Source organism: Paraburkholderia tropica (genome assembly GCF_914484835.1).
GTDB lineage: Bacteria > Pseudomonadota > Gammaproteobacteria > Burkholderiales > Burkholderiaceae > Paraburkholderia > Paraburkholderia tropica_A.
Map to the genome: position 1 here is coordinate 1 of NZ_CAJZAR010000079.1, position 12,280 is coordinate 12,280.

General features: G+C 65.1%; 8 protein-coding genes. 1 reads left to right on the forward strand and 7 read right to left on the reverse strand.

Translation table 11 applies throughout. The features are described 5' to 3' along the window. Both LDO54_RS29520 and LDO54_RS29525 read right to left on the reverse strand, forming a co-directional pair. A partial coding sequence (locus LDO54_RS29520; RefSeq protein WP_224014686.1) for an efflux transporter outer membrane subunit occupies window positions 1-1,306 on the reverse strand: 1,306 nt, incomplete at its 3' end. Window positions 1,307-1,380: 74 nt separating this feature from the next. After that, window positions 1,381-2,934 carry a DHA2 family efflux MFS transporter permease subunit gene (locus tag LDO54_RS29525; RefSeq protein ID WP_224014688.1) on the reverse strand — a complete coding sequence of 518 codons (1,554 nt, stop codon included), beginning with the start codon at window positions 2,932-2,934 and terminating at the stop codon, window positions 1,381-1,383. A gap of 350 nt (window positions 2,935-3,284) precedes the next feature. Between LDO54_RS29525 and LDO54_RS29530 the strand changes: the two genes are divergently transcribed. Continuing rightward, window positions 3,285-3,968: a TetR/AcrR family transcriptional regulator gene (locus LDO54_RS29530; protein WP_224014690.1), complete on the forward strand. Its 684-nt coding sequence runs from the start codon at window positions 3,285-3,287 to the stop codon at window positions 3,966-3,968. Between the two features lie 25 nt (window positions 3,969-3,993). On the opposite strand, the gene LDO54_RS29535 is transcribed toward LDO54_RS29530, so the two are convergent. From LDO54_RS29535 to LDO54_RS29555, 5 genes are all read right to left on the reverse strand, one after another. Next, complete coding sequence (locus tag LDO54_RS29535) at window positions 3,994-4,674, reverse strand: response regulator (protein ID WP_224014692.1); 681 nt, start codon at window positions 4,672-4,674, stop codon at window positions 3,994-3,996. Further along, window positions 4,667-6,127 carry an ATP-binding protein gene (locus tag LDO54_RS29540; RefSeq protein ID WP_224014694.1) on the reverse strand — a complete coding sequence of 487 codons (1,461 nt, stop codon included), beginning with the start codon at window positions 6,125-6,127 and terminating at the stop codon, window positions 4,667-4,669. The genes LDO54_RS29535 and LDO54_RS29540 overlap by 8 nt, the downstream gene beginning before the upstream one ends. A gap of 90 nt (window positions 6,128-6,217) precedes the next feature. Next, a complete protein-coding gene (locus tag LDO54_RS29545; protein WP_224014695.1) occupies window positions 6,218-7,735 on the reverse strand; it encodes an efflux transporter outer membrane subunit in 1,518 nt (505 codons plus the stop codon). Next, on the reverse strand, window positions 7,732-11,010 hold the full coding sequence (locus tag LDO54_RS29550) for an efflux RND transporter permease subunit (RefSeq protein WP_436975726.1): 3,279 nt from the start codon (window positions 11,008-11,010) through the stop codon (window positions 7,732-7,734). Before LDO54_RS29550 ends, LDO54_RS29545 begins: the two co-directional genes overlap by 4 nt. A 17-nt stretch (window positions 11,011-11,027) precedes the next feature. Continuing rightward, window positions 11,028-12,134 (reverse strand): efflux RND transporter periplasmic adaptor subunit, encoded by a 1,107-nt coding sequence (locus LDO54_RS29555; RefSeq protein WP_436975713.1) that lies wholly within the window; start codon window positions 12,132-12,134, stop codon window positions 11,028-11,030. Window positions 12,135-12,280 lie beyond the last annotated feature (146 nt).

Below are 12,280 nucleotides of genomic sequence, written 5' to 3' on the forward strand. Positions count from 1 at the left end.
CCGCCTTGTAGCGGATCACGGCGAGCTGGTACGCCTTCGTCGACGCATCGAGCGCGTGCTGCGCGTCGACCAGCTGCTTGTCGGCCGAACGGATCGACGACACCGTCGTCGCCACGTCCTGGAACGCGCCGATCAGCGTCTGGTTGTAGTTCGCGACGTCGAGTTCGAAGTCGGCGTAACGGCCCTTCAGTTGCGCGCGCAGTGCGCCCGCATCGAAGATCGGCAGATGCACGGCCGGGCCGATGTTCATCTGGCGGCTCGTGAAGTTCAGGAATTTCCCCCAGCCGAACGCATCGAAACCGATGCCTGCCGCGAGGTTCACGTCGGGATAAAACTCGGCCTTTGCTTCCTTCACATCGTGCATCGCGCCTTCGACCTGCCAGCGCGCGGCGACGATGTCCGGGCGGCGCGCGATGAGATCGGCGGGCAGGTTGTCGGGCAGCGCGACGTTCGCGACCGGATTGAGCACCGGGTTCGCGATCTGCAGACCACGGTCCGGGCCCTTGCCGAGCAGCGCGCCGAGCTGATAACGCACGGTCTCGATCTGGCCGTCGATCTGCGAGAGATTGGCCTGGCTCGTTGCGATGTTGCCGTTCGCGGTCTGACGCTCGACGTTGGTATCGAGGCCCGCGACCACACGGCCGTTCGTGATTGTGCCGATGGTCTTGCGGTTGTCGATCTCGTGCGCGGCGATGTCGCGCAGCGCGTAAAGCTGGGCGAGCTGGTTGTACGTGCGCGCGACGGAAGCGGCGAGCGTGATGCGCGCCTGCTGCATCTCGGCTTCGGCGGCGCGCTGCGAGGACACGGCCTGCGCGAGACGCTGACGGTTCTTACCCCAGAGGTCCAGATCCCACGACGCGCTCGCGAGCACGTTGTTTTCGCTGTACCAACTGCCGCCGTAGGGGCTCGGATAAAGCGCATTCTCCGAATAAAGTTCGCGCGTCCACGAATAACCCGCGTTCACTTTCGGCGCCAACGCCGACTTCGAGGTCTCGATATACGACGACGCCTTCGCCAGACGCGCCTGCGCCTGCGCAATCGTCGGATTACCGTCGAGCGCTTCGTCGATCAGCTTCTGCAACTGCGGATCGCCGAACTGCTTCGCCCAGTCGAGCGCGGGCCACTGCCCGCCTTGCGCCGGAATACTCTGCGACGACTCGAACTGTTGCGGCTGATCGAGCGTCTTGTCGCTCTTGATACCGATATAGTTCGCGCAGCCGCTCATGAGCGCAACCGTTGCGCACGCAACGGCCAAGGCCAGCGCGCGAGGCCGCACGCGCAAGCGCGAAATTGAAACGTTTTTCATGTTTTCCTGATGTTCGAAAAAGGCAGCACCGGTTTTCGTATTCGACGCAGATTCAATGCAGCTTCAATGTGGCGTCAATGCGCCGCCGAATCCGCGCCGCCCCCGCCTGCCCTGCCCGCGCGCGTAATCCAGATGAGCGGAATGATGGCGATGAAGATCACCGCCGAAATCCAGAACACGTCGTTGAGCCCGAGCATCGCCGCCTGCGACTCCACGAGCTGGCCGAACATCGCATGCGCCGTCGCCGTATCGACGTGCATCGACTTCGTCACGAAGCCGAGAAACTGCGTGAAGGCCGGATTCTCCGGCGTCGCCTGCTCGGTGAGCCGCACGTGATGCACCACCGTGCGGTCGTACCACTCGTTCGCGCCCAGCGACGTGCCCACCGCGCCGCAAAACACGCGCACGAAATTGGACAGACCGGCGGCGGCCGGAATGCGCTGCGGCGGCTGGCCCGCGAGAATGATCGCGGTAAGCGGCACGAAGAACATCGCCATCGGAATACCTTGCAGCAGCGTGGGCAGCACGAGGTGATACGTATCGATATCGACGATGTAATTCGAGCGCATCCAGAACACCGCCGCGAAACCGATGAACGCCAATGTGGCGATCACGCGCGCGTCCGAGCGCGGCAGCACCTTCGCGATCACCGGCGAAAGCAGCACCGTAAAGATGCCGATGGGCGCGATCACGAGCCCCGCATCCACGGCGCGATAGCCCAGATACTCCTGCATCCATTGCGGCAGCAGCACGAGGTTGCCGAAGAACACGCCATACGCGATCGAAATCGCAATCGTGCCGCCCAGAAAATTGCGCTGGCCGAACAGCCGCAAATCGACGATCGGATGCTCCTCGGTCAGTTCCCAGATCACGAAGGCCGTGAAGCTGACCGCGGCCGCAATCGTCAGGCCGATGATCACGGGCGAATGGAACCAGTCGAGATCCTTGCCCTTGTCGAGCATGACCTGCAAGGTGCCGACCCACGCGACGAGCAGCCCGAGCCCGACCAGATCGATCGGCGGCTTGCGCGTGGGCGTCTCGCGCGAGCGATAGATCATCCACGTGGCCGTGGCCGCGAAAATGCCCACCGGAATGTTGATGTAGAAGATCCACGTCCAGCTATAACTGTCCGTGATCCAGCCGCCGAGTGACGGCCCCGCAATCGGCCCCACGGTGGCCGTCATGGCCCAGAGCGCGAGCGCCGTCGCGGACTTCTGCTTCGGCCATGAACTGAGCAGGATCGCTTGCGACATCGGAATCAGCGGCCCCGCCGTGAGACCCTGGAACACGCGCGCCGCCAGCAGCACCGGCAGATTGGGCGCCATGCCGCAGAGCCACGAAGCGATCGTGAACAGCACGATCGCACCCACGAACAGGCGAATCTGGCCGAGACGCTGCGTGAGCCAGCCGGTCAGCGGGATCGCAACGGCATTGGCCGCCGCGAACACCGTGATGACCCACGTGCCCTCGTCCACCGAGACGCCGAGGCTGCCCGACAAGGTGGGAATGGCGACGTTCGCGATCGACGAATCGAGCACGTTCATGAAGGTCGCGAGCGCGACGGCCAGCGTGCCGAGCGCGAGCTTGCCGCCGCTCAACGGCGGCGGGGACGCGGCGGCCGCGTTCAACGCGCGCTCCGCTTGAATGGGTTTCGCGAGTCCATCATCCGTTTGCAATCCTGATCAAGTTGATGTGTCCGTCCGGCCGATACGCCACGCTTCCCGCTCAGCGCGCCTTGGCGCGAGAAAAAACGACCCCGCGCCGCGCACGTTCGCGCGGCGAAAACCGTCAATAAGGGGAGGATCGTCCAGGCGGGATAGTACCGAACGGTACTGGATAATAAGACTTGATGATTGCCACGTCAATAAAAATCGAACCGATCGGTACTATTCGAAACGAAGCTGCGCGCAGCCGGGAATCCCGCCCGTGCGCTGTGTTACGATCCGGCGACACCGTTATCGCTACCGATCCAGAACAAATGGCGACGCAGAAGGAAACCGGCGCACCGTCGCGCCGTCCCCCCACTCCCCGCAAGCCCGACATCGCGCCCGCCCCCAGCAAGGCGGACACGATCCTGAACGCCGCGCGCGACATCTTTCTGGCGCACGGCTTCAGCGCCGCCACGACCGACATGATCCAGCGCGAGGCGCACGTCTCGAAGTCGACGGTCTATGCCGCGTGGCCAACCAAGGAAGCGTTGTTCGCCGCCGTGATCCAGCGCGAATGCGGGCAGTTCGCGAATTCGCTGCGCGAGATGGACTTCGAGACCGACGACATCACGCGCTCGCTCACGCGGCTCGCGCGCGCGTATCTCGATCTGGTGGTGTCGCCGATGGGGCTCGCGCTGTATCGCGTGATCGTCTCGGAAGCGCCGCGCTTTCCCGAGCTGGGGCGCGCGTTCTATGCGGCGGGGCCGGAAGTCGTGGCGAGCATCGTCGGGCAATTTCTCGAACGCGCGGCGGCGCGCGGCCAGATCGACGTGCAAGCCGTGGGCTACGCCACGGCCGCCATGCTGTTCATCAGCATCGTGCGCGGCGAGGCGCAACTCGAATGCCTCACGCATCCGACTTCGCGGCCCTCGGAGGCGCAGCTCGACCGCTGGGTGGAAGCGTCCGTGCAAACCTTCGTGCACGCGTTCGTCAAGCGGCCCGAAGGCGCGTGAGCGCGCACGCAAAGCCAATCAAACGCTATAAAGCCAGCCGGAATCCCGCGCCGTAGACGGACTGAATCACGTCTTCATCGGGCGCGACGGCCTCGAATTTGCGGCGGATTTTCTTCACGTGGCTGTCGATCGTGCGGTCCTCGACAATGCGGCCATCGGGATACAGGCGGTCCATCAGCACGTCGCGCGAAAAGACCCGGCCGGGCCGCGCCGCCAGCGTCCGCAGCAAGCGAAATTCGATTGGCGTGAATTCGATTTCCACGCCGCGAAAAGTCGCGAGAAAACGTTCTTCGTCGAGTTGCAGCGGCACGCTCTCGGGAAAGCGCTCGAAGCGCGAGCGGCGCAAAATCGCCTTCACGCGCGCGACCAGTTCGAGCAGGCTGAACGGCTTGCAGATGTAATCGTCGGCGCCGAGTTCCAGGCCGATCAAGCGGTCGACCTCCTCCACCTGCGCCGTCACCATGATGATCGGCACGTCGCTGTAGGTGCGCAGATCGCGGCAGATATCGCGGCCATCGCGGCCCGGCAGCATCAGGTCGAGCACGATCAGGCCCGGCATGCGCCGCGCCACTTCGTTCGCGACTTCGCGGCCGTCGTCCACGCAGCGCGTGGTGTAGCCCGCGGCTTGCAGGAAGTCCGCCATCACGCTCGCCAGCTTGGGCTCGTCCTCGACGATCAGAATGTCGATGGGCGTTTCGTTACTCATGGTCACGTCGGTTCCTGAAGGTTTCCGTGCTGCGCGGCAGCGCGATGGCGATGCGCAAGCCGCCGAGCGGCGCGCGCGCGGCGTCGATACGCCCATCGTGCGCCTCGACAATGCCGCGGCAGATCGGCAAGCCGAGCCCCGCGCCGCCGGTCGCGCGGCTGCGCGACGCCTCCACGCGATAAAAACGCTCGAACAGCGAAGCCAGCATCGACTCGGGCACGCCCGCGCCGCTGTCGTCGAAATCGATGTAGACGGTGCGCGCATCCTCGCGCGCCGTCACGCAGACAGTTGCGCCCGCATCGACATAACGCACCGCGTTTTCGAGAATATTGGTGAAGACCTGCTGAAGCCGGCGCTCGTCGCCGCGCACCCAGAGCGGCGCGTCGGGCAGATCGGTGCGCAGCGTGAGACCCGCGTCGCCGAGCCGCCGCGCGCTGCGGCGCAACGCCGAGCGCAGCGTCTCGCAGACATCGAGTTGTTCGTGGTGATAACGCAGCGCGCCGACATCGGCGAGCGAGAGATCGTAGAGATCATCGACGAGGCGGCTCAGGCGCTTCACTTCGCCGCCGAGCGAGCGCACCGCTTCCACGCTCACCGGGCGCACGCCCACTTCGATCGCCTCGATCTCGCCGCTCATCACCGCGAGCGGCGTGCGCAATTCGTGCGAGATATCGGCGACCAGCGCGGAACGCATGCGCTCGGTGCTCTCCAGCGTCTGCGCGAGATGGTTGAAATCGTGTTCGAGCTGGCCGATGTCACCGGTCGACACCGTCGGCACGCGCGCGCTCAGATCGCCGCCCGCGAGCGTGTGCGTCGCGCTCGCGATGCGGCGCAGCGGCGAGGCGAGCGCACGCGCCATCCACAAGGTCGTGAGAATCGCGAGCAGCGTGGCCGCGATCGTGATGATCCAGCTCGACTCGCGCTGCGTCTTCTGGAAGCGCAGATCGCCCGCCTCGGTCGCGCGCTCGAACGGCACCATCAGCAGCCAGCCGACCGTCTTGCCGTCGACGACGATGGGACGGCGCGGCGACGTATCCGCGAAGGCCGGATTGCCGAACACGTAGGCGCCTTTCGCATCGAGCAGCGTGAAGCGCGTGTTGGTGCCGATCAGCGACGAGACCGGCAGGCGCGGCAGCGGCGCGCGGCTCGTCACCGGATACGAGGCCGGCGCGTAAGGCCGCATGATCTCGTGCCATATGCTGCGGTTTTCGAGCAGGAAATCCCAGCTGCCGTGATCGCGATACGCGAGGCCCAGCGGCCCGACGCTCGACTCCAGCCGCTTGATTTCCTGCTGCTCCAGATAGCCGAGAAAACCGCGCTCGAAACTGAGCCGCGCGCCCAGCGCCATCGCGCCGATCACCAGCACGTTGACGACCAGCATCGCGGCAAACAGCTTGCCGGTCAGGCTCGCGCGGCGGATTTCGCGCAGCACGCGGATCAGCGTTTGCGGCATGACTTCGATTCCGGGCACATGGCCTTGCTACCTCAACCCTGGTTCTGAAAAGGTTCGGTCATCATACTGCCTCGCGCCCGGCTTCACCGCTCAGCGCGTGACCGAAGCGCCGGATGCCGCCGATGCCGCGTTCGCAGCACTCGATGCTGAATCGGCCTCCACACCGCCGCCCAGCGCCGCATACAGCGTGATCAGACTGGTCTGCGCCGAAAGCTGCGTCGCGACCAGCGACTGCTGCGCCGTGTAGAGCAGACGCTGCTCGGTCAACGCGTCGATCAGGCTGTCGCTGCCCTGCTGATAGAGCGCCATGGTCAGATCGTAGGCGTGCTGATCGGCCTTGACGGTGCGCGTCTGCGCGTCGAGTTGCTCGTCGATGGTCGCGCGCGTCGCCAGCGCGTTCGCGACTTCCTCGAACGCGGTCTGGATCGTCTTCTCGTAGGTCGCGACGTCGATCTTGAGCGTCACCTTCGCGGCGTCGAGCGTGGCGCGGTTCTGGCCCGCGTCGAAAATCGGAATCACCGCCGACGGCTCGAACGACCAGGCGCGATTGCCGCCCGTGAACAACTGCGCGAGCGCGGGACTTTCGAAGCCGAGCGCCGCCGTCAGGCTGATGGTCGGGAAGAAGTTCGCGCGCGCCGCGCCGATATCGGCGTTATCGGCTTTCAGCGTGTGCTCGGCCGCCAGCACATCGGGACGGCGTTGCAGCACCGCCGACGGAATGCCCGCCGGTATCGACGTGATGCTCGCGACCGGATCGACCTGCGCATCGGGCAGATCGGCGTCGGGCACGCGTGTACCGACCACGAGTTCGAGCGCGTTGCGCGCCTGCTCGGCCGTGGTCTGCGCCTGCGCCGCCGAGTTGCGCGCCGACTGGAGACTCGCCTGCGCCTGCTCCACGTCGAGCGCGCTCGCCGCGCCCAGCGTGTGCTCGCGATCGACGAGATCGAAGGTGCGCTGCTGGCTCGCCTGGGTTTCCTGTGCAATCGCCAGCAGACGCTTGTCCGACGCCAGCGTGAGCCAGTCGCTCGCCACATCGGAGACGAGGCTGATCTGCGTGCTGCGGCGCGTTTCGATCGACGAGAGATAGGTTTCGAGCGCCGCCTGGCTCAAGTTGCGCACGCGGCCGAACAGATCGATCTCATAGGACGTGAAGCCCAGATTCGCGCTATAGACGTGCGTGGTCTCGCCGCTCGCGGTGGTCGTGGTCGCGGACCCGCTGGATTGCGCGTTGCGCACCGAAGTCGGCGTACGTTCGGCCTCCTGCGAGCCGCCCAGATCAATTTCCGGGAACAGCGACGCGCGTTCGATGCGGTACTCGGCGCGCTCCTTTTCGATATCGAGAATCGCGATGCGCAGATCGCGGTTGTTCGACAGCGCGAGCGCGATCGTGCGCTGCAAACGCGGATCGACGAAGAAGCTGCGCCAGCCGATATCGGCGGCGAGCGTGGCGGAAGGCTGTGCGTTTGCAGCGCCGGTTGTCGAAGCCGCATCGGGCCACGCAGCCGCCACCGGCGCGGCGGGCCGCTGATACGACGGCGACAGATCGATACACGCGCTCAGCGCCGTGACGGCCGCGCCGGCCAGCATCCAGTGGACTACGCGCTTCATGCGGCACCTCCATTCTTCGACTCGTGCGTCGATGCATTCATCGCGCTATCCGGCAACGCATACGCGTCTTCCCCGGCTTCCTGCTCCGCGTGCTCGGGCACGCTCTGCTCCGCCTGCGCGCCGGTCGAGCCGGAATCGCCTGCGGGCGCACCCGCTCCGCCGCCACCGCCCGGACCGCTGGGCGACGCGCCCTTGCCGCTGAGCTTGCGCACGAGGAAATACGAGAGCGGTGTGAAGAAAATCGCCAGCACCGTTCCCACCAGCGTGCCGCCGAACACCCCCGTGCCGATCGACTGACGCGCGGCCGCGCCCGCGCCGGTTGCGATCACCAGCGGCGCGACGCCGAGCAGAAACGCCAGCGACGTCATCACGATCGGACGAATCCGCAGCGCGACGGCCTGCTCGATGGCCTTGAGCGTACTCGCGCCCTGCTTCTCCAGCATGGTCGCGAACTCGACGATCAAAATCGCGTTCTTCGACGACAAGCCGACCGTCACCAGCAGCCCCACCTGGAAATACACATCGTTCGACAGCCCGCGCAACGTCGTGCCGAGCGCCGCGCCGAACACGCCGAGCGGCACGATCAGCAGCACCGCCAGCGGCACCGACCAGCTTTCATACAGCGCCGCGAGACAGAGGAACACGAACAGCACCGAAACCGCGTAGAGATACGGCGCCTGTCCGCCCGACAACTGCTCCTGATACGACAGCCCGGTCCACGCGTAGCTAATGCCCTTGGGCAGCTTCGCGACCAGTTGCTCCATGGTCTGCATCGCCTGGCCCGAACTCACGCCGGGCGCCGGATCGCCGACGATCTCGAACGACGACTCCGCGTTGTAGCGGTCGAGTTCGGGCGGCCCGTAGGTCCAGTGCGACGTCGCGAACGCGGAGAACGGCACCATCGTCCCCGACGTATTGCGCACATACCATTGCTCCAGCGACTCGGGCGTCATGCGGAACGGCGCGTCGCCCTGCACGTAGACCTTCTTGATACGCTGGTTGTCGAGGAATTCGTCGACGTATTCGCCGCCGAGCGCATCTTCGACGGTCGAGTTGATGTCGGCGGGCGCGAGACCCATCGCGCTCGCCTTGCGGTCGTCGATATCGAGCGAGAGTTGCGGCGTATCGGCGAGACCGTTGAAGCGCACCTGGCGCACGACGCCGCTCTGATTCGCCATCTTGATCAGCTTGTCGCGCGCGGCAGCCAACGCCGCGTGACCGAGCCCGCCCTCATCGACAAGCTCCATGTCGAAGCCCGAACTGATGCCGAGACCGCGCACCGTCGGCGGCTGCAACACGAACACCTTGGCGTCGCGAACCTGCTGCGAGAGATCGCGCGAAGCCTTCGCGACGAAACCCTGCGCCGTATCGTTGACCGCCGTGCGCTGATCCCAGTCCTTGAGCTTCACCCACATCATGCCGACGTTCTGGCCGTTACTGCCGACCGCGTAACCGGCGACGTTGAACACCTCCGAAACCGCCGGCTGCTTGAGCAGATAGTCCTCGACCTTCGCCATCGTCGCTTCGGTGCGCTCGCGCGTTGCGCCCACGGGCGCGGTCACCGTCACCATCAGCACGCCCTGATCTTCGGTCGGCAGAAACGACGTGGGCAGGCGCACGAACAGCAGTCCCGCGCCCAGCACGAGCAGCGCGTAGACGATGATCGCGGGCTTGCGATGATGCAGCATCTTGTCGACGACACGGCGATACTTGCTGGTCGACGCATCGAAGCCGCGATTGAAGCCGCTGAAGAAACGGCCCTTCGGCTTCTCGTGGCCGTCCTTGAGAATCGTCGCGCAGAGCGCGGGCGTGAAGGTCAGCGCCACCACCACCGAAAGCGCCATCGCAGAAACCACCGACACCGAAAACTGCCGATAGATGATGCCCGTCGAGCCGCCGAAAAACGCCATCGGCAACAGCACGGCGGAGAGCACCATCGCAATGGCGACCAGCGCGCTGCTGATTTCCGTCATCGACTTCTTGGTGGCGTCGCGCGGCGATAAATGCTCCTCGGTCATCAGGCGCTCGACGTTCTCCACGACCACGATCGCATCGTCCACGAGCAGGCCGATGGCGAGCACCACGCCGAACATCGTCAGCATGTTGATCGAATAGCCGAACACGTCGAGGATGCCGAAGGTGCCGAGCAGCACGACCGGCACCGCAATCGCCGGAATCAGCGTGGTGCGCAGGTTCTGCAGGAACAGGAACATGATCGCGACCACCAGCACGATGGCTTCCGCGAGCGTCTTGACCACTTCCGTGATGGACGTCTTGATGAACGGCACCATCTCGTACGGATACTCGACCTTCAGCCCGGCCGGAAAGCTCGCCGCGCGCTTGTTCAGGAAGTCGTGCACTTCCTTGTCGACCTGCACTTCGTTCGCGCCCGGCGCGAGTTGCAGGCCGAGACCCGAAGCGGGCTTGTTGTTGAAGTTCGTTTCGACGGTATAGGCCTGCGGGCCGAGCGCGACGCGCGCCACGTCGCCGAGCAGCACCTGCGAGCCGTTGGTCTCGGTCTTGAGCACGATGTCGCGGAACTGCTGCGCGGTGGTCAGGCGGCTGCGCGCCGTGATGGTCGCGTCGAGTTCCTGGCCCTTCACGGCGGGCGTGTTGCCGACTTCTCCGGCGGCCACGTCGTTGTTCTGCGCGTCGATGGCCGTGACCACGTCCGATGGCATCAGCGCATACTTTTGCAGCTTGTTCGGATCGAGCCAGATCCGCATCGCGTACTCATAGCCGAACTGCTGCGCCTGGCCGACGCCGGGCAGACGCTCGATCTGCTCTTCGAGATTGCTGTACAGATAGTCGGCGATGGCCGCCTTGCTCATCTTGCCGTCCTCGGATACGAGGTTGAAGACGAGGAAGGTATCGGGCGACGCCTTGCGCACGGTCACGCCGCTTTCCTGCACCTCTTCGGGCAGCAGCGCGTTGGCCGATTGCAGCTGATCCTGCACCTGCACCTGAGCGGTGTCGGGATTCGTGCCCGCCGAGAACGTCAGCTTGATCGAAATATTGCCCTCGGAATTCGCCGAGGACGACATGTACATCAGATTGTCGAGACCGACCATCTGCTGCTCGATCACCTGCACGACCGCGTCCTGATTGGTCTGCGCGGACGCGCCGTTATAGGTCGCCGTAATCTGGATGGTCGGCGGCGCGATGTCGGGATACTGGTCGAGCGGCAACTGGGTGATCGCGAACGCGCCGGTCAGCGAGACCAGGATCGCGAGCACCCAAGCGAAGACCGGACGGTCGATAAAGAAATGAGCGATACGCATGCACTCGCCCCTCAGTTCGCCACAGGCGACGAAGACGGCGACGCCGCCGCAGCCTCGGTCGTGTCGGTCGCCTCAGTCGCTTCGGTCGCTTCAGTCGCCTTCACCGTATCGCCGACGCTCACGAACTGCGAACCCGCCACGACGATGCGATCGCCCATCTGGAGTCCGCCCGTCACGACCCATTCGTTATTGTTCGCGGTGCCCGCGAGCATCAGCGTGCGCGACTCGATCTTGTTCTGCGCATCGACGATCAGCGCCGTCGCGTTGCCGCGCTGATCGTGCACGACCGCCTGCTGCGGCACCAGCATCGCGCTCTGGTTCACGCCCTGATCGATGACCGCGTGCAGATATTCGCCCGGCAGCAGCAGCTTGTCCGGGTTCGGCACGATCACGCGCAAGGTGATGGTGCCCGTGGTCTGATCGACGCCCACGCCCGCGAATTGCAGCGTGCCTTCGTGCGCGTAGGTCGTGCCGTCTTCGAGCGTGATCTTGACCTTGGCGTTGCCGTTCCCGTCGGTTTTATACTCGCCGCTCGCGAACTTCTTGCGCAGCGCGAGCACGTCCGTGCTCGACTCGGTCACGTCGAGATACATCGGGTCGTAGGCGTAGATGGTCGCGAGCGCCGTGGTCTGATCGGCCGTCACGAGCGCGCCGGGCGTGTACGCGGAGGCGCTGATCGTGCCCGTCACCGGCGCGGTCACGCGCGTGTAGCCCAGATTGATTTGCGCGCTTTCGAGCGCGGCCTTGTCGGCGTCGATGGTCGCTTCGTCCTGCTTGAGCGTCGCCTCGGCTTCTTCGAGCGTTTCCTTGCTGATCGCGTCGATGGCCGCGAGCGAGCGGTCGCGCTCGGCAATCGGCTTCGCGGAAAGCAGCGCGGCCTGGGCTTTTTCCAGCTCGGCTTTATCGGCGTCGTAAGTTGCCTGATAGGGCGCGGGATCGATCTGATAGAGCACCTGCCCTGCGCGCACCACGCTGCCTTCGGTGAACAGCCGCTTCTGGATCACGCCCGTGACTTGCGGTGTGACCGGCGATGTCAGGAACGACGTCGCGCGCCCCGGCATCGACGACGATTGCGCGTACGGCACGGTCTTGACCGTTTCCACGGTCACCGTTTGCACCTTTTTCTGCACGCTTTTTTGATCGTGCGAGCACGCCGCGAGCGCACAGGTGATGCAGGTGAGAAACAGAACGCCCGTGAAAGCGCCCGTGCGCCGACGCGCGAAAAGCCGGATTTGCATAATGTTGGCCCCAATGCCGAGAGCGC

Coding starts and splice junctions, on each gene's coding strand:
- LDO54_RS29530 (WP_224014690.1), top strand. CDS start 3,285: ATGGCGACGCAGAAGGAAACCGGCGCACCGTCGCGCCGTCCCCCCACT.
- LDO54_RS29535 (WP_224014692.1), bottom strand. CDS start 4,674: ATGAGTAACGAAACGCCCATCGACATTCTGATCGTCGAGGACGAGCCC.
- LDO54_RS29540 (WP_224014694.1), bottom strand. CDS start 6,127: ATGCCGCAAACGCTGATCCGCGTGCTGCGCGAAATCCGCCGCGCGAGC.
- LDO54_RS29545 (WP_224014695.1), bottom strand. CDS start 7,735: ATGAAGCGCGTAGTCCACTGGATGCTGGCCGGCGCGGCCGTCACGGCG.